This is a genomic window from Burkholderia sp. USMB20 (assembly GCF_000949135.2).
Taxonomy (GTDB): domain Bacteria; phylum Pseudomonadota; class Gammaproteobacteria; order Burkholderiales; family Burkholderiaceae; genus Burkholderia.
Genome location: NZ_JTAN02000017.1, coordinates 436,963 through 458,107, shown reverse-complemented (window position 1 = coordinate 458,107; position 21,145 = coordinate 436,963). Strand labels below are relative to the sequence as shown.

The 21,145-nt window shown below is 62.3% G+C and carries 12 protein-coding genes and 2 pseudogenes; 10 read left to right on the top strand and 4 right to left on the bottom strand.

The window, feature by feature from the left end:
* A pseudogene (locus PL79_RS37220) lies at positions 1-231 on the bottom strand (hypothetical protein); the annotation flags it as partial.
* Between the two features lie 12 nt (positions 232-243).
* Entirely contained in the window at positions 244-546 is a 303-nt protein-coding gene (locus PL79_RS22240) for a GNAT family N-acetyltransferase (protein WP_442861566.1), read from the bottom strand.
* A 441-nt stretch (positions 547-987) separates the two neighbouring features.
* Here PL79_RS22240 and PL79_RS22235 point away from each other — a divergent pair, with 441 nt between their 5' ends.
* The 7 genes from PL79_RS22235 to PL79_RS22210 all read left to right on the top strand — a co-directional run bounded on the left by PL79_RS22235 (position 988) and on the right by PL79_RS22210 (position 15,664).
* A complete protein-coding gene (locus PL79_RS22235) occupies positions 988-9,267 on the top strand; it encodes a two-partner secretion domain-containing protein (RefSeq protein WP_235879312.1) in 8,280 nt (2,759 codons plus the stop codon).
* Positions 9,227-9,658, top strand: a complete 432-nt coding sequence (locus tag PL79_RS22230) for a hypothetical protein (RefSeq protein ID WP_135801121.1) — start codon at positions 9,227-9,229, stop codon at positions 9,656-9,658. The genes PL79_RS22235 and PL79_RS22230 overlap by 41 nt, the downstream gene beginning before the upstream one ends.
* Positions 9,659-9,806: 148 nt before the next feature.
* Entirely contained in the window at positions 9,807-10,664 is an 858-nt protein-coding gene (locus tag PL79_RS22225; protein WP_135801120.1) for a hypothetical protein, read from the top strand.
* Positions 10,665-10,741: 77 nt separating this feature from the next.
* Complete coding sequence (locus PL79_RS22220) at positions 10,742-12,778, top strand: two-partner secretion domain-containing protein (RefSeq protein WP_052664776.1); 2,037 nt, start codon at positions 10,742-10,744, stop codon at positions 12,776-12,778.
* A gap of 4 nt (positions 12,779-12,782) precedes the next feature.
* Positions 12,783-12,923, top strand: coding sequence for a hypothetical protein (locus PL79_RS36220; RefSeq protein WP_193759866.1), 141 nt, complete (start codon positions 12,783-12,785; stop codon positions 12,921-12,923).
* 62 nt (positions 12,924-12,985) lie between these two features.
* A complete protein-coding gene (locus PL79_RS22215) occupies positions 12,986-14,719 on the top strand; it encodes a ShlB/FhaC/HecB family hemolysin secretion/activation protein (RefSeq protein WP_044847201.1) in 1,734 nt (577 codons plus the stop codon).
* 96 nt (positions 14,720-14,815) lie between these two features.
* On the top strand, positions 14,816-15,664 hold the full coding sequence (locus tag PL79_RS22210) for a peptidylprolyl isomerase (protein ID WP_044847202.1): 849 nt from the start codon (positions 14,816-14,818) through the stop codon (positions 15,662-15,664).
* A 57-nt stretch (positions 15,665-15,721) separates the two neighbouring features.
* Here the strand turns inward: PL79_RS22210 and PL79_RS22205 are convergent.
* Both PL79_RS22205 and PL79_RS22200 read right to left on the bottom strand, forming a co-directional pair.
* Positions 15,722-15,966, bottom strand: a pseudogene (locus tag PL79_RS22205) (hypothetical protein); the annotation flags it as partial.
* A gap of 348 nt (positions 15,967-16,314) precedes the next feature.
* Entirely contained in the window at positions 16,315-17,319 is a 1,005-nt protein-coding gene (locus PL79_RS22200) for an AraC family transcriptional regulator (RefSeq protein WP_044847203.1), read from the bottom strand.
* A 136-nt stretch (positions 17,320-17,455) separates the two neighbouring features.
* Between PL79_RS22200 and PL79_RS22190 the strand changes: the two genes are divergently transcribed.
* From PL79_RS22190 to PL79_RS22180, 3 genes are read left to right on the top strand one after another with little or no spacing between them, the layout of a single operon-like run.
* The gene (locus PL79_RS22190; protein ID WP_044847204.1) at positions 17,456-19,129 is read left to right on the top strand and encodes an acyl-CoA synthetase; all 1,674 of its coding nucleotides are present in this window, start codon (positions 17,456-17,458) and stop codon (positions 19,127-19,129) included.
* 27 nt (positions 19,130-19,156) lie between these two features.
* On the top strand, positions 19,157-19,924 hold the full coding sequence (locus PL79_RS22185; RefSeq protein WP_044847205.1) for a 3-hydroxyacyl-CoA dehydrogenase: 768 nt from the start codon (positions 19,157-19,159) through the stop codon (positions 19,922-19,924).
* An 18-nt stretch (positions 19,925-19,942) separates the two neighbouring features.
* A complete protein-coding gene (locus PL79_RS22180) occupies positions 19,943-21,133 on the top strand; it encodes an acetyl-CoA C-acetyltransferase (protein WP_044847206.1) in 1,191 nt (396 codons plus the stop codon).
* The last annotated feature ends 12 nt before the right edge of the window (positions 21,134-21,145 follow it).

The window sequence follows — 21,145 nt, the reverse complement described above, 5'->3', positions numbered from 1 at the left end:
CGGATTCCCGTGTGAAAGTAGGTAATCGTCAGGCTCCCTAAGCCAAAAACCCCCGCCCGAAAGGCGGGGGTTTTTGCATTTGCAGCGACGAAAATGCGCGTGCAGCGAGGCATCCGGATTTCCGATCGATCGGAAAGATTTTGCCAGCAGCACGCTCGACTCCTTTTCACCGATTTTCTCGGCCCCGAGCATCAGACAGAACAGAACGGCATTCGGATCCGCTTGGATCACGAAGCTTCTGATCTATCTCCTTGCCGCTTCCTTCCGGATATCCTCCCATAGCGCGCGGGCGATGCGCCGCCCCATATGCTCCGGGTGGACGAATAGCCAACCGGGCGTCGGGCGATCTGAATCCGCTGGCGTCCGGATCCAGAATCCGATGACCGTTCCTTCGGCTTCGGCGACGTAGCCGATCGATCCTTCTATTACCTCCGGTGAGATCTCGAGATCCTGTTGCCACAAGTCGAGCCATTTCTCCGGATAGCCTGGATGCGGCTCCGAGCGAAATTCAAGTCTGAGTTGATAGAACCCAACGCAGCACCTCATAAAAATTGCAGGTGTCGTGTGAATCAACTGACACCACATATGCGTGTTACCCCCGCTGCCGCGAAAAGCCATTGCCTCTCAATACTCTCAATAGAGAGGTATCTGTCGAGTAGATTTTAGTTAACTGAAACCTTTTCTAACCTTTCTATCCGATTCTGAGGCGCTGTATGGCCGATGTGGCTCGGCATGAAGGCCACGACAGGCAGGGGCGTGCGGCGTTCCAGTCGAGAGCTTCTTTTTTCGAATAAATCAATCTCAAAAATAACCAAGCAATTTCATGTTTATCATGCTGCGGATCGTTTAAGGTTCTATGCCTTAATCGTCGTGAAGGCGCTTTGTAATAACGACGCGTCTAATGGCAGGTAATGTTATGACAATTGTTGACCATCCTTCGGTTTTGCCTGTGCGAACATCTGCGGAAAATACCGAGTGAGACCAACCATGCGCCGACTGATGCGCGAAATAGAAGCTCGGCACGTTCAACGGGGAACGGCCAAACAGAAAATTATCTTCGACCAAGCTTCGCTGAAAAGCGAAGAGCATGCGCTTTGGGTCAAGGCGACCGCATGGGTCATGTCGGTCGTGATGTATCTCAGCCCCGCAGCGCTTTTGATCGACCAAACTGCGCATGCTGCGCCGATCATCGATCCACGCGCGCCGATCCCGTTTCAGTCGACGGTGACCGCGACTAGCTCGGGCGTCCCCGCTATCAATATCCCGGCGCCGAACTCCAATGGTGTGAGTCTCGGACAGTATCAGTCGTTCAACGTGGGACCCGAAGGCCTCGTGCTGAATAACAGCACGATTCCGGGTACGCCTCTGCTGGGCGGTACGCTTGGCCCGAACCCGAATCTGAACGGTCGACCTGCGTCGTTGATCATCAACCAGGTCACGTCGAACAATATCGCGGTACTGAACGGACCGCTCGAGACCTTCGGTGCTGCGGCGCCGATCGTGATCGCGGCTCCCGGCGGGATATCGACAAACGGGTTGTCGCTGACGAATATCCCGAATCTCACGCTGACGACCGGCACGCCACAATTCATCACAGGCATCGGTGGCACACCGACCGATTTCGCACATGCGGGTGCGGTCGCGTACGACGTTCGATCCGGCAACATTTCGATCAACGGACCGGCAGGCGTAAACGGCCCGGGAACAGGGATCGAAGGGACTGTCGGGAATATCGACCTGATCGGGCAAACGGTGACGTTGGCGGCCCCGATCCGCGCGGATCAACGCATCAACGTCGTGACAGGCAACCAGCTCGTCACTCCGACCACAACGGGCAATACCGGCACCGCATACGGTACTGCAGCTAACGGCTTACCGAACAACGTCACGGCCATTCAGACGCCGAACGGCTTGGCGATCGACGCGAACCAGTTTGGATCGGTCACCGCCGGGCAAGTTTATATCGTTCAAACTGCGGCTGGTCTTGGCGCCAACATGCAAGGTCCGTTGACCGCGACGGCGGGGAACGTCGTCGTCAATTCGAATGGCGACGTCACGGTCGGTCAAACGTTTGCCAACCAGAACGTGAAGCTGACGAGCGCGGGCAACACAACGATCAACGGCACCGCGCTCGCAAACCAGAATTACACGGTCAACGCGAACGGCGACATCAATGCGCCGGGTTCGGTGTCGGCCGGGCAGAACGTCGCGTTGACCGCAGGCGGCAATCTGAATGCCGCCTCCGTTGCCGCACACGGAGAGGCCAATCTCACGGCGGGCCAGTCGATGTCGATCGGTTCGCTCTCCGCGCATGATATCGCGCTGCAGACGACCAACGGAGACCTCACGGTAGGCGGCTTGAGTGCACCGGGCGCGGTATCGGCGACGGCCGGGCGAGACCTGACGGTCAACGGTGCGGTGCAGGGCGGCAGCACGGTCGCGCTGGCGGGCGCACGTAACGCGACCGTCAACGGCCAGGTATCGGGCGTGGGCGACACCACGATTGCCGCGCAGAGAGGTTCGGCGACCGTGAATGGCAACGCGCTGTCGAATGGAGCGCTGTTGGTGACGGCAGGCCAGAATGCGGCCGTGGGCGGCACGGTGCAGGCTCTGGGGCCGGTATCGATTGCGGCGCAAGCCGGCTCGATTACGGGTCAAGGGAACGTCACGTCGTCGCAGGGCGCAGTGAACCTGAATGCCGGTCAGTCGATCGGGCTGAATGGCGCGGTGCAGAGCGGCAGCACGGTCAACGCGACGGCCGGTACGAACGCGGGTTTCGGCGGGACGGTATCCGCACCGGGCGCGGTGACGATTCAGGCCGGGCAGGATACGACGCTCGGCGGCGACATTACGAGCGGCGCAAATCTGAGCGTGACGTCGGGCGGCAATACGAACGTGCAGGGCACGGCCGCGTCGGTCGGAGACATGACGCTCGCGGCCAACGGCGGATCGCTCTCGACGACCGGCAGCATCGTGTCACTCGGTGCATTCAACGCCAGCGGCAAGGAGGGCGTCCGCTTGGGCGGTACGGTCTACAGCGGCGGCAACGCAACGATCGGATCGAGCGTGGGCAGCGTCTCGGTCGCGGGTGCGGTGTCGACGCCAGGCGCGGTGAACATCAATGCCGGGCAGGACGCGACCGTCGCGGGTAGCCTCCAGAGCGGTCAGAGCACGACGATCGCCGCTGTGCGCGATGCAAACCTGAACGGTGGTCTCGCGGTCAGCAATACCGGTAACGCCAGCGTGACGGCGGGCCGTGACATCAATGGCACGGGCGGTCTCAGCGTCGCGAACGACACGACGCTCAATGCCGGCAACAACATCGCGATCTCCGGCGCGATTCAGACCGGCAACAATCTGAGTGCGACGGCCGGTCAAGACCTGTCGGTCGGTGCGACGACGGCGGTCGGTACCAGCACGCTGACGGCGACCAACGGCAGCGCGACGATCGCTGAAGATGCCCTTTCGGGCGGGGCGACGACGATCACTGCGGGCACGGACCTCAACGCACAAGGCAGCGTCAAGAGCCTGGGCGATCTGAGCGCCAATGCGAAGGCGGGCAATCTGACGGTGGCCGGTCCGGTCTCGACGGCTGGGAAGGCGACGCTAAACGCCGGTCAGAACCTCACGCTCAACGGCCAGACGACCGCTTCGAAGGATGCGAGCCTGACGGCGACGAACATCACGACGCAGGGCGTCGCGGTCGGCGGGAATCTGACCGCAACAGCGACGAATAATCTCGACACGTCGGCGGGGCAGCTCAATCAACCCTTCAGCGCAACGGCACCGGCGTTGTCGGTGGGCGGTAACGCGACCCTGTCGGGCGCGAACGTCACGACCGCGAACGCCGTGGTGGGTGGCACGACGCAGATCACTGGCACGCAGAGCGTGACGACGGGTGGCACCGCAGCGTTCAAGGGTGACGCGACGGTCGCCGGTGGCACGGTAACGAACGTCGGCACGCAGATGGCGGCCGGCAATCTGAGTGTATTGGGCACGACCGTCACAAACATGGGCAGCCTGTCATCGCTGCAGGCGGCGACCGTCACTGCGGCAAACCTCAACAACTCGGGAACAATCTACGGGCCGACCGCAAATTTCAGCGTGTCGGGCGCGACGATCAACTGGGGTGGTTTGCTCGCGACGAATGCGCTGAATCTGACGACCGGCAGCTTGAGCAACGGGAACGGCCTCATTTACTCGGGCGACGTCAACAATCCGAACACCGCAGTCGGCAATACGACCGTGACGGTCACGGGCGGCAATGGTTCGTTCGACAATACAAACGGCCGGATTCTCGGGCAGAACGTCGCGACGCTAAACCTGCCGAACCAGACGCTTGATCCGTCGGTAGCCAGCTATGGGACCGTTAACGGCGGCAACGGGCTGAACCTGTCCGCCCAGTCGGTAAGCAATTCGGGTACGTGGACGCTGCCGGGAACGGCCGTTACGGTCTCGTCGGCCAACGGCATCAACAACGTCGGCACGATCAACCAAGGTACGGGTTCACTGACGCTGAACGGCGCGGTGGGCAACACGGGTGCAATCAATGGCAACGACCTGACGATCAACGGAACGCTCGCCAACGCGGCGAGCGGTACGGTCACGGCTAATGAGGCGTTCACGCTGAACGGTTCGGGCACGAATGCCGGAACGGTGCAAGCGGCCAATACGCTGACGATCACCGGTTCGAGCTATGACAATTCAGGAGGTACGACGAAGGCGGGCAATGGCAATAGCCCGGCCGGCAGCGGTAACGCGACGATCAACCTGGGTGGTGACCTTGGGAACGCAGGCGGCACGCTGACTGCGACGAACGATCTGTCGATCACGGCAAACAATATCAACAATACTGCCGCAGCGTCGGTCACGACCACCACGACCACGAAGACGGTCGACAACGCGGGGCTATTGATGGCCACGCAGATCGGCACCGAAACGATCTATGCGATCTATAACCTCGGCAAGGACGGCGGAACACTGACCCTTTCGCAGGCAACGCTGCCGGCCACGCTCGGCGGGCTCTTGTCGACTGGGGGCGAGCAGCCGACCAACACGACCGTTTGGTCGACACAGGTCAACCGTCTGACCTATCAGGGTTGGGGGGATCCGTCGTCACCGGTTGCGACGTCGGGATCGGTCCAGTTCGCACTCGTGCCCACGAGCAATGCTCCTCGCGGCGCCATGTGGGTGATCCAGTCGCCGTCGACGCCGGTTTCGGGCGCAACGGCGGTCCAGACCTTGGCTTTGCCGACGGTCACCGAGACCACCACTACGACCGGCGCGACCGTCACGCCTTCGATCATTGCGGCTGGCCGCGACCTCACGCTGACCGCCAATACGCTTAACAACCAGAGCGGGACCGTAAGCGCTGGCCGCGATGCCAACGTGGATGTGCAGCAGCTCCAGAATGGCGGTTCGAGTTTCACATCGTCGGTGACGGACACGGTTGATGCTGCTTCTCTGAATGCGTTCCTGACGTCGTTGCAGACATTGCAGAAATCCGGACCGATTGGCGTGGCTGGCACGGCGAATCCGGATGGCACGTACCAGTGCGTTGGGGGAAGCTGTCTGGTTGGCACGCCGACACCACCGGCCACATACACGATCGGTGCGCCGGGTACGGTGCAACTGAAAACAGTCTCGTCGAGCACTACGACGCAAGGAGCCGTCGGGCAGATCCTTGCCGGTAATAATCTGAATCTGTCAGGCGGAAACCTGACCAATGCCGGTACGCTGTCTGCGGCCAATGATGTGAACGTGAAGGCAACCAGCTTCACGAATCAAGGCTCGAACGTCGGCTCGAAGACCGTCACGGCGGGATGTGCCTCCGGCTTTTCCAACGCAGGCTGTTCGTCACTGATCACGACTAATCCGAACTCGGAGACATACAGCTACCAGCAGACCAACAGTAACGTAACGGCAGGTCACGACATCGTCATTGCAGCGACTCAAGTCAACAACACGTATGGCAATCTGGTCGCTGCACACGACGTCGTGATCGGTGGCGCGGGCACGACGGCTAATGCTACGACGCAAGCATCGAGCGTCAGCAACACCTCGGGTGCGATCGAGGCGGGTAACAACGTCACTCTCAACGCCGCGGTAGTCACGAACACGATTGCCGCGCCAGTCACGGTTCATCAGAACTACGGCACCGCTTCGCCATACACGGGATGCGGGCAGAACTGCGAAGCATATATCGAAGTACAGTCCGCCAAGCCGTCGACGATCACCGCGAACAACAACCTGTCGATCACGGCGGGCGTGTTCAGCAATACGGGTAGTCTTGTCACGGCGCTGAATACCGCGACGATCAACGCCAGCTCGAGCGCGTCCAGCGACAACCAGTATCTGCGCGCGTACTGGACGGGCAATCCGGCCGGTATTCGCACGTGGGGCTGCCAAGGTTCAGCCGCGACCTGCCAGAACCTGTACGGCGGTGCTTTCAGCCTCGGCGATGCGCAGGCTGTCCCTGGCTTGCCGTCGAACGTCGGTATGTCGGATTTCGTGCCGGCTACGATTCAAGCGGGCAACTCGCTGTCGATGAATTCGCCGACGCTCACCAACACCGGTAACGTGATCGGTCAGACCATCGCGCTGACTGGCTCGCAGCTCGTCAACGGCATCACGAATCCGAACGTCTTTACACCGCCGCCTGTCGTGTCGGGACAGGTGATTTCGTTGGGGCCGGTAACGACACCGAGCGGCTTGGCGACGTCCGTCAACGCGTTCGGACGGGTCGTCGACGCTAATGGTCAGCCGACGTCGGTGACGGGTGCAACCGGTTTGCCGGTGAACACACCAATCGGCACACGGACCGTCGGCACGCCGGTAGCGCCGATCGTCACGCAGGCGACTACGCCGCTGAGCGCGACCGTCAAGACGATCTCGGGCCAATCCACGACGGTCACGTACTTGACGAACAACCCGGCTGTGCAGGTCGTGGACACGGTTTCGTCAGCGTCGCTGATTGCCAATCTGCCGGCGAATCTGCAGCCGGGCAATGTCCCGTTCTACTACGACCCGTACACGGAGAATCAGCAGATCGAGCAGGCGGCGCTGCAGGCGACCGGCAAGAGCAGTTTCTATAGCACGACGAGCGCCACGGACAGCACGAGTCAGGCGTCGATCGCAAATCAGGACAAGGCGGCACTTTACGGTGCGGCACTGGAGTACGCGAAGGACCACAACATCGCGCTCGGCACGCATTTGTCGGACGCACAGCTGGCGATGGTCGATCATCCGATGCTCTGGTATGTCGAGCAGTCGGTGCCGGAGCCAGGTTGCAGCACGACCGGTGGCGCGACGTGCCCGACGGTGCAGGCGTTGATGCCGGAAGTGCTGTTGCCGAAGAACTTCGCGGTGGTGAACGCTGACGGTGAAATCACCGGCACCAACGTCACGCTCAACTATGCGAACAGCATCCTGAATACGGGGACCGTCACGGCGCAGAACCTGACGGTCAACACGAATTCGCTGACCAACGAGCAACGTTCGACGAACGTCGGCACGATTTCTCAGACCGGGCAGGACGGTGTGCTCCTGCAAACCACGGGCACCGTAGTGCAACAAGGCGGCTTCATGTCGGCCGCCAACTATCAGCTCAATGCGCAGTCGATCGCGCAGATCGGTGGGGCCCTGCAGCAGGTCAATGCCGACGGTAGCGTGAATCAGGCCGCAACGCAGCAGATGCTGTCGGACCTGAAGACGAAGCTCGGCGGGAATTTTACGCAGCAGACGGTCACCGATAACCTGCACACGGACGTTGTCGACGGTGACGCGTGGTACGACCAGCTCTTCATGACAGCGGTCATTACCGGCCTCTCGATCATGTCGGGGATGGCGGCATCGGCTGCGATCGGGGCGATGGCGTCTGCTGCGTCGGGGACGGCATTTGCTGCGGCGGTGCCGGCGAGCACATCGACGATCGCGATTGGCGCGACCGAAGTGACTGTGACGACGGCGGCGGTTGATGCGGGAACGGCCAACGTCGCGTTGTCGGCCGCTTTCGCCGGCATGATGAACAGCACGATGAGCCAGCTGAATGCCGGTGGCGCATTCAGTGTCGGGAAGATGCTTGAAACCGGGGGCGTTGCTGGGCTCACGGCCGGCCTGACGAACGGCATTACGTTCAAAGGCGGCACCCCGGGCTGGTCATGGAGTGCTTCGCCGAACAGTCTCGCGTCGCTGGCGGGCGTTCAGTCGGTAGGCAATACGCTCGTGCCGCAAGCTGGTGCAGCAACGGGTTCATTACCGACCACAGTCGGTGCGCTTGCCGCCGAGTCGGTGCTACAGGCCGGCGTGCAGACGGCGATTGAGGGCGGCAGTTTCCTGACCAATCTGCGCAACAGTGCAGTATCGAACGTAGCGGCAGCCGCGGCGTTCGCGATCGGCAATGCGGCAAGCGTACAAGGGTCTCCGTTCGAGGTCGGCACGCCAGGTTACTGGCTTGCTCACGCCGCGCTTGGTTGTGCTGCTGGAGCCGCATCGGGACAGGGCTGTGGTGGTGGTGCGATTGGTGGAGCAGTCAGTGCAGCACTTTCTCCGACTATCGTGGCGGCGTTGGGTGGCGCGGGCAACCTTGATGGTGGTGGGATGGCGATGCTTGCGACTATCGCCGGTTTTACCGGAGGGGGGCTGGCGGGAATAGCGGGCCAGAATGCGCTGGGTGGCGCTACTGCGGCACAGAATGAAGCGCTCAACAACTCTGCTGGCAAGCATTCGGATGAAATCGGCGGCAAGCCCGGCATGCAAATCGATGCCGAGAAGCAGACAAAGCCAATCGTTCCAGGCAATGGCGCAGGTGCTGCTGGGTTCCCGGCAGGTGCTGAACCGGTAGCGCAGACGGTTCAAGGGGGGCCGCTAGCAGCGGGCGCTGCAGGTAATGTGTCGGCTGGTAGTGCAGATGGACCGGCTTACAATCCTCAAGGAGCCGCGCGAGCTACAGCTAATAGTGGTAATTGGTCAAGTGGGTCACTCGGGCAAACGGTTCAGAATGTTGTCGGAGCAAATCCCGTCGTGACATACACGACGTCTGGCAAAACCATCTACTCGAACTCAACGACGGGCATGTCCGTGGTGTATGACAACGCGGGGAACTATTATCGGGTGCAGAATTCTGCGGGGCAGTATCTGGACCAGAGTGGCAACGCGATTCCCAACAATGTACCGCTGATCGGCCCAAACAAGACGACGCAGACAGGTATTCCGAATGGTGTACGAAATGGACTTACCCATTTCAACAATACCGATCCAGCAAAGTAAGGGGTATGTGATGCGAATGCACGAATCTCGAGTGTCAATAGCTGATGGATCAAGCGAGTTGCGGTTGTCCGGGACGTTGTCTGAGTGGCTGTTCTCGTCAAATTTTTGGTCAAACTTCAACGCGAAAAACGGTACAACATTTGATCAATTTGAAGAGGATGAAGTTGATGTGTCGATAGTGTCGGAAGTTATCGAGGCTCTCGAGGTGCGGATTCATGAATTGCAACGGAACGGAAATTGTAACATTGAATTTGTATATCGTTGGACCGCTGAAAAGCAGCCGCTTACAATTAAAGTATTGGCGGAAACGCTCATTTTGGAGTTGGAGAGTTTTCGAGGGTTTCTTGGTGCTGCTTTAAATAAAAATATTGGGGTTATATTTTCCCTCTGAATAAAAAATGAATCGACAGGAATCTATTTGGTGTTGAGGATCAATTTCAGAGTATTAATGTAGTGTCGCGAGCGGCGGGGGTTGTTTGGGTGAAACTGGCGATTCGACAGTGGCCGATAACGGTGGGTGAAAAATGAAAAATATTGGGATGAAAGCGAGAATTCAGATTCGTGGCTCCATTGCGATTGCCGTGCTGAGTTTGCTACTTGGTGCGTGCGCATCGAAACCCTCTTACGATTTCGATGCGCAAAAAATGTCAACGGTCAAGACTATTGCGGTCGATGTGTCGAGGCCCACGGCGTATTTTGCCGTTACGGCCGGGGGGCCGGTATTCGTTCCGATTCCTGGCGTGGGCCTGTTGGCTGCGGCTGTCGGCGGGGCAATCGCCGGCGGGGCGGCGGCCGTATCGACTCGTGCCAACAAGGATTTCAACGATCTCGTCAAGAGTGAGCTTGGCGATACCGGACTGAACCGCAAGTACATCGAGGCACTGGAGGCCGAGCTACGAGCGCAAGGCTACCAAGTGAAGGAAGTCAACCTTGCTCAGGCTGGCATGCCCAAAATTGCAGGAGATTGGTTGCATCCGACATTGAAGGGTGACGCGTATTCGGGAGCGGATGCGATTTTAATTGCGCCGGCTACCACCGGTTATGGCGCACAAGGGCTGGGTTGGCCATATGTTCGATCGGTTAATAGCCAAATTCGAATTTTTTCGGCGGCAACGTTTGAACCAATTTTCTCGCAGAATATATTTTTCCCGATTCCCACTCATCTAAATCCGACTTCCGGTGGTGGCGGCGTCAATAAAAATACCGGCTCTAACTCCGCCTCGAATGTCAAGGACAATGGTCCTTTTGTCTATCCTTTTTATGCCGACTTGGTGAAGGATCTGCCCAACGCCATCAAGGGAATCGATGAGGCGCTCATGAGCTTCGTGCCACTGTTCCGCACCGCGTTACTAACCGGCCGCGGAATAACGCAATCCGCCAGCGCAAGCCAGAAGTAAGAAGACGCCGGGGTGACATGATGAAAGTCAACGAAATCGGGCGATTCGTGCACGCCAAGCATTTCTCAATACTACTAATGATGTCATATCCGGTTTGGCAGAATGCTGTATTCGCCGGAACCATCGTTCCAGACGGTGGTACGGCGACGTCTGTTTCGGCGGGCGCGGGTGGTCGCCAAACGGTCAATATTGCTCCTTCGGTCGGCGGTGTCTCGAACAATACCTACTCGTCTTTCAACGTCTCGAAAGCCGGTGCCGATCTGAACAACGTCGGCATCAACGCGCGCACGATCGTCAACCAGGTCACGAGCACAAACCCGTCGCTAATCCAGGGCAACATCAACGTCCTCGGACCGCGCGCGAACGTCATTCTGGCCAATCCGAACGGCGTGACGGTAGACGGCGGAAGCTTCACGAACACTGGCCACGTCGTGCTGTCGACGGGCCAGGTGAGCTTCGCCGATGTGACGCTCGCGCCCGGCACGGTGCAGCGCAACGTCGTGCTGAACACGGATCGCGGCACAATCACGATCGGTGCTGGCGGCCTGACGGGCAATCTCATCGGTCTCGATCTGGTCGCAAAGCAACTGGCCGTGAACGGACCGGTGACGAATACTTACGACAACAAGACCGGTGTGCCCAGTTTTGTCCGCGGCACAGTCGGCAGCAGCACCACGAGCTGGAACGGGGGCATGTCGCCAACCGATAACGGCCACGACTGGCTGATCGGTATGACCTCCCCCGGAGCGGCAAGCGACTCGCTCGCGGTCGACATCACGGCCGCCGGCGGACTCACGGCCGGCCGAGTGGAACTGATCATCACCGATCAGGGCGCCGGCGTGCGCAGCCTCGGCAAGCTCTACGCGAACGCGGGCGATGCCGTGGTCACGTCTACCGGCGACGTAAAGATTGCCGACAACCAGTTTTTCGGTGCACACGACGCGTCGATCGCGACGACCGGCGCGGTAACGCTACAGGGCGCCCAACTGAGCGCCGGGATCAATGCGACGGTCCACGCCAGCTCGATTACGCTTTCGGACGATGCGGCCGGCCCGTCGACGCTGAGTGCAAACAACGCCGTCAACCTGACGAGCAGCGGCACCATTACGAACGTCGGCAGCGTGATTCAGGCGGGTACGACGGCAAACGGCACACCTTCCGGGGGCGACCTGACGCTAAGCGCGGCGGGCGATATTCTCAACGGATCGAGCGACGGCAATCAGGGCATCATTTTCTCGGCCAACGGCAAGACATCGCTGACTGCGGGCGGCAACATCATCAACGATAACGCGCGTATCGCATCCAACGGCGGCATGAGCCTGACGGCGGCCGGCGACGTGCTGAACGTCATCGACCATTCGGGTGGCACGAATGGCGGCCAGCCAACAGCCTATACGGATCGAGGCGGCAGCTTCCTTTTCTTCACGCATTCGACAACCGGCGTGAACGTTGATTACGGTACCGTCAATCGGCCCGATCAGATTGCCTATCTCGCGACGACCAGCGGGCCGTTGACGATCACCGGACGCAACGTAACGAATTCGGGCGGCGTCATTCAAGCGACTGGCGGTGATGTCGCCATTGCGGCGCAGAACGCGTTCACGAATGCGGCCGTGTTCTCGGGGAAGGCGAACTACTCGCGCAGCTGCTGGATCTTTTGTCACGCCAACGCGTCGAGCAACGTCACGCCCTACGGCGGCACGATTCAGGCGAGCGGCGATTCGCAATCCACGGCGGGCGGCAACATCTCGATCAAGAGCGGCTCAGTCGCGCGCAACGTCGGTGGCAATGTCTTTGCGACGGGTGACATCAAGGTCGACGCGCCGATCACTTATGCGCAGGGAGTGACCGGATACTCGGCGATCAATCAGGATCGTGGCTTCAAGGCATTCTTTGGCAGCACGTGGGCGCAGTTGATCGCGATGGATATCGGCGGCGGCTTCGCCGCGAATGGGCAGGTCTTTCTGACCGGAGACGGCGTGATCGACGGCGGCTCGTTCAGCGGCGCAAAGGGAGTGACGGCTACTGGCGGCATCACTACCGTGCGTGCGCCGTCGAGAACGCCGGTTTCGATCGATCAGCATTTGGGCCTGACGACGTGGTGGTGGCGTTGAGCGAATGAGCTATCGAACGAAAAATCGCCTCGAAATGGGCGTCGCCGCTGTTCTGACAATCACGGTCGTTTTCGCCGCGTCGATGAGCGGTGCCGCCGGTAACGCCACATCGGTTCACGGGTTTCTGCACGCACAACAACGATGAAAGCACCCGTCTTCCCTCGATACAAGCTGCCGCTACTGGTCGCGAGCCTCGCAGCATGGTACATGCCTGCGCATGCGCAATCGGTGCCTCCGGCGGTTCGACCGGTGCAGGACCCCGCGCAACTGATCATTGAACAGCAACGCGAACAGGCGCGCCAGCGTCAGCTCGAGCAACCGCCGCCTTCGGTGACGATTCCGCCGCCGTCCGATACGACGCTCGACGTGCCACCCGGTACGCCTGTCGACGCGATCGTCGAAAGTGGCCCGGCATTTCGGATCGGGGAGATCCTGCTGCAATCGGCCGACGGTAAGCCGTTCGAGTCGCCTGGCGGGGTGTCGCGCGCGAAACTCGATGCCGTCGTCACTGAGTTCACGAATCACGATCTCGGCACGCACCGCATCAATGTGCTCTTGAAGCGCCTGACGGATACATTCGTCTCGTCGGGTTATGTGACGACGCGCGCATTGCTTGGCAAACAGAATCTGTCGACCGGCACCCTCCGGGTCACGATTCAGGTGGGCCACGTCGCTGGTTTTCTGGTCAACGGGCAGCCGATTCATCGCCTCACGCCCGGTGAAGCGTCGGCGGGCGGCGGCTGGCTCACCGACGTTGGTTATGCGAATGCATTTCCGGTGTCGCCCGGCGATCCACTCCGTCTGTCTGACATCGATCAAGGAGTCGCGCAGATCAACCGCCTGCGCCGCAATCAGGCTGCGGTGCAGATCCTGCCGGGCCAGAATGCCGGCGATTCAGTTGTCGCGATCGACAACAAGCCCGGCGACCGGCTGTATTTCAATCTCGGTGTCGACAACTACGGCAGTTCGGCAACGGGCGTTACGCGCTATCGGGCCGGCGTCGAAGCAAACAACCTGATCGGGCTGCAGGAATCGCTGAGTCTCAACTTCCTTGACAGTCAGGACAGCAACGCACTGGTAGGATCGTTCGCCGTGCCGTTCGGGCGGAATACCTTTAGCTACACGATCGCGGATTCGGAATACCAGCAACTGATCGGCTCGACGGCGCTGCTGTATGGCCGCACGCTGTCGCATATTTTCGGCTGGAACTATCTGGTCGGCAGAACGGTAAGCGACATCACCAGCATTGACACGACGCTGTCGTGGCGGCGCACCGACCGGACCATCAACGGGGCAGACCTCGATCCGCAGCGCGTCGCCGTGCTCCGAATCGGCGGGAACTGGCTGCACAAGTTCGTGATGAACGACGCGCAGGGGAATTTCACCGTCAATGGCGGCGTGTCGCAAGGCCTGCCGTGGTTCGGTGCAAACCACGACGAGCATGGGATTGCGCGCGACGCGGCGCATAGCCAGTTCACCAAGCTCGATGCGACAGCAACGGTTACGTTGCCGCTGCCGAAGTTGAATGGCGCGGTGCTGGTGTATCGGGGCGTGTTGGGCGGCCAGTACACGAATACGGCCCTGTACGGCTCGGAGCAGCTCTACCTCGGCGGCATGGATACGATCCGGGGCTTTCGCTCGGGCGAGATCGCGGGGGACCGTGGCCTCTATGCGCGTAACGAGTTCGCGTGGGTGAACGTTCCGATGTGGAAGGACGGCCGTATCGAGCCGTACATATTCCTCGATGCCGGCAAGACGAGCCTGATCGGTGCGTCGGGCTTCCCGACGCTCGCCGGTATCGGGGCGGGCCTGCGTGCGCAATGGCAGTGTCGCAAGCAGTCGCTGTCGGGCGAAGTGTTGGTCGGTCGCGCGCTGACACAGCCGGCCGCACTGGGCAACAAGGCGACTCTGGTACTCGGCACCTTGAACTGGTTTTACTAGAGTGGATTTGGTCGTGTCCGATTGCCCCTCAGTGTCGGACACTTTGCGTAGCGACTGAGGTTGCTGTGCCTTTCTTTACAAGCAGGAGCATCAAGCATGCAAACGACGTTCAACCGAATTCTGATCGCGACGACGATTGCCTGGCAATTGGCGCTGCCTGTCCAAGCGCAAACCTCGGCGTTGCCCGAGGGTGCCGTCGCAACGGTGAACGGTACACCGATCACCAAGGCCGAGGTCGACGCCGTGCTGCAGGCATCGCGCCAGCCCGATACGCCGCAGTTTCGCCAAGCGATCAAGAATCAACTGATCGCGCGCGTCCTGATTCAGCAAGCGGCCGACAAAGCGAGCTACGGCAGCAAGCCCGAAGTGCAGGCGGCCATGCAGCTTGCGAAATCGACTGCCGAGACGCAACTGTTCGTGCGCGATAACGTGAAGCCGGAGCCGGTCTCCGATGCACAAGTGAAGGCGCGGTACGATGAAATCGTTGCGTCCCTCGGAAAGGAGGAGATCAAGCCGCGCATCATCGTGACGAAAGATGCGGCGACCGCTGCGACGGTCCTGGCCGGCCTGAAAGCGGGTCAGTCGTTCGATGCACTGGCTCGACAGTACAGTCAGGCGCCGACCGCTGCGGCCGGCGGTGAGCTGCCGTGGCTGAGCTTCAAGACGCCGGTGACAGAGGGGAATACGCAAGGGTTGCCACTCGCCGTTGCACAGGCGATTACGCAATTGCCCGCAGGCGGCGTGACGCCGCAGTCGATCGCGCTTGGCAATGACGTGAATGGCCCACGTGCGATCGTTAAGGTCGATGCGAAGCGACCGACGCAGGTGCCATCGTTTGAAACCGCAAAGGCGACGATTCAGCAGCAGTTGCAAGCGTTGGCGCTTGAGAAGGCGACGGCGAATTTCGTCGGTGGACTGATGAAGAATGCAACAATTCAACAATAAACGTCATCACCAGAATGGCGCAAAAGCGCCCGAATCGACGACCACGTAGCAAGGCTGAGCTATAAAAGTCAGAAAGCAGGTGAGCGCGATCGCCGCCGCGCACCATGCAGATGGTCCGGCACCTGCGACGAACTGGCCGGCGGCCGCGATCGCCGTGACGACCGACCAGATGAGCCACGTGAACAGATGCGGGCGAACGGTGCGCCGGTAGATCGCGAGCGCGTACGGATTGCTGCCAGCAGGGACACGGCAGATCCGGCGATACCGGGCACCGAAGCGGCACCCTGATCGACAGTCAGCATCGAAGCGCTCTTGTTCGCATGTGCCGGTCAGTATGTGGTCAGGCAGCGCAACGCGCAACTTCGCGCCGGCATGCGGCACGGTCGATTCCGCGCTGCGTCGTTGTCGATGCCGGAAGTGTTCGAGCGCCAACAAACAGCACAGTGATAGCGGGCTCGCAGCCGAATCGATTGCTTGGTCGTCGAATGAGCAGGAATCGCCTCTTGAAGCAAAGGAAGACGGTTCTTCCAGAAATTCCTTTGAAGGCCAACGGCTTGAGCAATCGCACGACTGCTGAAATTCACAGCGGTCATGCACGTCGGCCTTACCCGTCAGCGCGCTCGCATCGAGCGTGGCGCCTGCGCCCCAATTCAATGCTTCGCCTGCGCCCCATTGACCTCCCGCCGAAACGCCCCCGGGCTCGTCCCCGTCCATTTCCGGAACGCACGATGAAACGCACTGGGCTCGGTAAAACCGAGTTCCGCCGCGATTTCCGCGACGCTGAGCGTTTGTCCGCGCAGCAGCGACTGGGCCAGCGCGCCGCGCAGTTCGTCCTTGATCGACGCGAAGCTCTGCCCCTCGCTGCGCAGGCGTCGCCGCAGCGTCGCGGGCGTCGTGCCGAGGCGCACGGCCAGCGTGTCGAAGTCCGGCCACTCGCTGGCCGGCAGCGCCTTCAGTCGTGCGCGCGTCTTCGCCACCCAGCCGGTGTCGTGCCGATAGCGCACGAGCAGGTTGCCGGGCGCGCAGCGCAGGAAGGTCTTCAGCGCCTGCGCGGAGCGGATCGTCGGCAGCGCGAGGTACGTGGCGTTGAACGCGAGCCGGCTGTCGGGGCGGTCGAAATGCACGGGCACACCGAAGAACTGGTGGTAGTCACCGCGCTGGTCGGGGCTCGGGCACGCGAAATCGATGCGCTGCAGCGGAATGCGCCGGCCGATAAGCCAGCAGGCGACGCCGAGCAGGATCAGCCAGAACGTCCGGTAAGCGAACGCCGAATACGGTGCGCCTGCCTGCGTGAGGACGATCTGCGCCTGGCCGTCGGCGACCACGAGCTCGCCGTGCGGTTCGTCGAGCACGACACGCAGGAACTGCAGCGCACGCCGCAGCGCCTTCTCGAGCGTGCCCGCGTGCAGCACGGCATGGCACAGCAGCGTGAAGCTGCCGCGCCGCATCGGGCGGGCCGCGAGCCCGAAGAATTCGTCATCGATCGCGCTGGCGATCGCCAGCCACAACCGGCCGTACTGCTGCGGCGTGACGGGCTCGCGCACGGCGGCCGGCAGGCCGGCGGCACGCAGCACGGCCTCGGTCGGCATCCGCCGCCGGCGCAGGCTCTCGAGCGCATCCTCGACGAAACCCGGCGAGATCATCTGCGGCCCCATTTTTTCATGTCCTCCAGACATGGCAAAAGCGATCACGATTCTAGATTCTGTTTGTCATTGATTGCAATGTGACGGCTGTCTACCATCATCGATATACCCCCGGTTCGCCGGCGGTCATAACGAACAGGAGACACGCATGCGTGATGGAGCAACCGCCCGGGTGGTGCCGGCCTACGCCGACGCCGTGGCCGGCTTCCGTATCGAGACCGCCGCCGCACATCTGCACGGCGACCTGGAGCAGGGCCTGAACGCCTGCGTCGAATGCTGCGACCGGCATGCGGCGGCGGATCCGGATGCGATCGCGCTCGACTGGATCGACGTCGGCGGCCGGCACCGCAGCTTCACGTTCGCGCAGATGCAGGCGCTGTCGGCGCGGGTCGCGAACCTGCTGGTCGAGGAGGGCGTGAAGCCGGGCGACGTGGTCGCCGGCCTGTTGCCGCGTACGCCGGAACTCGTCGCGACGATTCTCGGCACGTGGCGCGCAGGCGCCGTCTATCAGCCGCTCTTCACCGCGTTCGGACCGAAGGCGATCGAGCACCGGCTGCGCATGAGCGATGCGCGTCTGGTCGTCACCAACATCGCGAATCGCGCGAAGCTCGACGAGATCGTGGATTGCCCGCGGGTCGCGACGGTGCGCGAGGCGGGCGACGCGCTGCCGGCGCGCGACATCGATTTCCGTGCGGCGCTCGACGCGCAGTCCGCGCTATTCGAACCGGTGCCGCGCAAGGGCACCGACCTGTTCATGATGATGTCGACGTCGGGTACGACGGGCCTGCCGAAGGGCGTGCCGGTGCCGCTGCGCGCGCTGCTCGCGTTCGGCGCATACATGCGCGACGCGGTGGACCTGCGCGCCGGCGATCGTTTCTGGAACATCGCCGATCCGGGCTGGGCATACGGCCTCTACTACGCGATCACGGGCCCGCTGCTGCTCGGCCACGCCACGACGCTGTACGAGGGCGGCTTCACGGTCGACAGCACCTACGACGTGATCGAACGGCTCGGCATCACGAGCCTCGCCGGTTCGCCGACCGCGTACCGGATGCTGATGGCGGCCGGCACGGAAGCGGCATCGCGCCTGAAAGGGCAGCTGCGGATCGTCAGCAGCGCGGGCGAACCGCTGAATCCGGAAGTCGTGCGCTGGTTCCACGCGGCGCTCGGTGCGCCGATCTACGATCACTACGGCCAGACCGAGCTCGGCATGGTCGTGAACAATCATCACGGGCTCGCGCACGTCGTCCATGCCGGTTCGGCCGGCCTCGCGATGCCCGGCTATCGCGTCGCGGTGCTCGACGACACCGGTCGCGAACTCGGCCCCGGCGAGCCCGGCAACCTCGCGATCGACATCGCGCGCTCGCCGCTGCTGTGGTTCTCCGGCTACTGGCAGCAGGACACGCCGGCGATCGCGGGCGGCTACTACCGGACCGGCGACAACGTCGAGCTCGAGCCGGACGGCACCGTGAGCTTCATCGGCCGCGCGGACGACGTGATCACCTCGTCCGGCTACCGGATCGGCCCGTTCGACGTGGAAAGCGCGTTGATCGAGCATCCGGCCGTCAGCGAGGCCGCGGTGATCGGCGTGCCGGACCCGGAGCGCACGGAGATCGTCAAGGCGTTCGTCGTGCTGTCGAAGGGCTTCGACGGCACGCCGGCGCTGGCCGACGAACTCAGCCAGCACGTGAAGCGACGGCTGTCGGCCCACGCCTATCCGCGCGCGATCGAGTTCGTCGACGCGCTGCCGAAAACCCCGAGCGGCAAGATCCAGCGCTTCGTGCTGCGCAAGATGGAAGCCGAGAAGGTCGCTCAATCCTGACTATCGAATACTGACTACGGACTGCGAATGAACATCAAGGATCGCGTTTTTCTGATTACGGGCGCCGGCTCGGGCCTCGGTGCCGCGGTGGCGCGCATGGTGGTCGCCGAAGGCGGCAACGCCGTGCTGCTAGACGTCAACGAAGACGCCGGCGCGAGCCTCGCGCACGAACTCGGCACATCCGCACGCTTCGTGAAGACCGACGTGACGAGCGAAGCCGACGGGCAGGCCGCCGTTGCCGCCGCGCGCGCCGCGTTCGGCCGCATCGATGCGCTCGTGAATTGCGCGGGCGTCGCACCGGGCGAGAAGGTGGTCGGCCGCGAGGGCCCGCATTCGCTCGAGCGCTTCGCGCGTGCGGTATCGATCAACCTGGTCGGCACGTTCAACATGATCCGGTTGGCGGCGGATGCGATGTCGAAACAGGACGCCGACGCGGAAGGCGAACGTGGCGTGATCGTCAACACCGCGTCGGTCGCGGCGTTCGACGGACAGATCGGGCAGGCCGCGTATGCGGCATCGAAGAGCGGCGTGGTGGGCATGACGCTGCCGATCGCGCGCGAACTCGCGCGGTTCGGCATTCGCGTGGTGACGATCGCGCCGGGCATCTTCGCGACGCCGATGATGGCCGGCATGCCGCAGGACGTGCAGGACGCGCTCGGCAAGAGCGTGCCGTTCCCGCCGCGGCTCGGCCGCCCCGAAGAATTCGCGGCGCTGGTGCGCCACGTCGCCGAGAATACGATGCTGAACGGCGAAGTCATCCGTCTCGATGGCGCGCTGCGCATGGCACCGCGCTGACACTGGAGGAATGCAATCATGACGACACAGGATCCGATCGTAATCGTCGGCGCGGCACGCACGCCGATGGGTGGTTTTCAGGGCGACCTGGCCGCGGCCAGCGCGAGCGAGCTCGGCGCGGTGGCGATCCGCGCGGCGCTCGAGCGCGCGAACGTGCCCGCGGAGCGCATCGATGAAATCGTGTTCGGCTGCGTGCTGCCGGCCGGCCAGGGTCAGGCGCCGGCGCGGCAGGCCGCGCTGAAGGCCGGCTTGCCGCTGGGTACGGGCGCGACCACGGTCAACAAGATGTGCGGCTCCGGGATGAAGGCCGCGATGTTCGCGCACGACCTGCTGCTGGCCGGATCGGCGGACGTGGCGGTCGCGGGCGGGATGGAGAGCATGACGAATGCGCCGTACTTGCTGCCGAAGGCGCGCGCGGGAATGCGCATGGGGCACGGCCAGGTGCTCGACCACATGTTCTTCGACGGGCTCGAGGATGCGTACGACAAGGGCCGGCTGATGGGCACGTTCGCGGAGGATTGCGCGCAGGCTTACCAGTTCACGCGCGAGGAGCAGGACGCGTTCGCGATCGCGTCGCTGACGCGCGCGCAACGCGCGATCGCGGAAGGGCGCTTCGTGTCGGAGATCGCGCCGGTGACGGTGAAGGCCGGCAAGACGGAAGCCGTCGTGTCGATCGACGAGCAGCCGGGCAAAGCGAAGCTCGACAAGATTCCGACGCTCAAGCCGGCGTTTCGCGAAGGCGGCACGGTGACGGCCGCCAATTCGTCGTCGATTTCCGACGGTGCGGCCGCGCTCGTGATGATGCGCCGCTCGGAAGCGGACCGGCTCGGCCTCGCGCCGAAGGCGGTGATCGTCGGGCATTCGACCTACGCGAACAAGCCGGGCCTGTTCGCGACGGCGCCGATCGGCGCGATCCGCAAGCTGTCGGAGAAAACCGGCTGGAGCCTGCGCGACGTCGACCTGTTCGAGATCAACGAAGCGTTCGCGGTGGTTGCGATGGCCGCGATGCGCGATCTCGACCTGTCGCACGACAAGGTGAACGTGCACGGCGGCGCGTGCGCGCTCGGCCATCCGATCGGCGCATCGGGCGCACGCGTGATGGTGACGCTGCTAGCCGCGCTCGAAGCGTATGGGCTCAAGCGCGGCGTCGCGTCGCTGTGCATCGGCGGCGGCGAGGCGACGGCGATCGCGATCGAGCGCGTCGCGTAGCCGCGTAACGCG

What these genes read in the sequence shown, in the direction of transcription:
- PL79_RS22185 (WP_044847205.1), top strand. Translation starts at nt 19,157, where the DNA reads ATGAACATCAAGGATCGCGTTTTTCTGATTACGGGCGCCGGCTCGGGC.
- PL79_RS22210 (WP_044847202.1), top strand. Translation starts at nt 14,816, where the DNA reads ATGCAAACGACGTTCAACCGAATTCTGATCGCGACGACGATTGCCTGG.
- PL79_RS22215 (WP_044847201.1), top strand. Translation starts at nt 12,986, where the DNA reads ATGCCTGCGCATGCGCAATCGGTGCCTCCGGCGGTTCGACCGGTGCAG.
- PL79_RS22190 (WP_044847204.1), top strand. Translation starts at nt 17,456, where the DNA reads ATGCGTGATGGAGCAACCGCCCGGGTGGTGCCGGCCTACGCCGACGCC.
- PL79_RS22240 (WP_442861566.1), bottom strand. Translation starts at nt 546, where the DNA reads ATGAGGTGCTGCGTTGGGTTCTATCAACTCAGACTTGAATTTCGCTCG.
- PL79_RS22180 (WP_044847206.1), top strand. Translation starts at nt 19,943, where the DNA reads ATGACGACACAGGATCCGATCGTAATCGTCGGCGCGGCACGCACGCCG.
- PL79_RS22225 (WP_135801120.1), top strand. Translation starts at nt 9,807, where the DNA reads ATGAAAGCGAGAATTCAGATTCGTGGCTCCATTGCGATTGCCGTGCTG.
- PL79_RS22235 (WP_235879312.1), top strand. Translation starts at nt 988, where the DNA reads ATGCGCCGACTGATGCGCGAAATAGAAGCTCGGCACGTTCAACGGGGA.
- PL79_RS22200 (WP_044847203.1), bottom strand. Translation starts at nt 17,319, where the DNA reads ATGGGGCCGCAGATGATCTCGCCGGGTTTCGTCGAGGATGCGCTCGAG.
- PL79_RS22230 (WP_135801121.1), top strand. Translation starts at nt 9,227, where the DNA reads ATGGACTTACCCATTTCAACAATACCGATCCAGCAAAGTAAGGGGTAT.
- PL79_RS36220 (WP_193759866.1), top strand. Translation starts at nt 12,783, where the DNA reads ATGAGCTATCGAACGAAAAATCGCCTCGAAATGGGCGTCGCCGCTGTT.
- PL79_RS22220 (WP_052664776.1), top strand. Translation starts at nt 10,742, where the DNA reads ATGATGTCATATCCGGTTTGGCAGAATGCTGTATTCGCCGGAACCATC.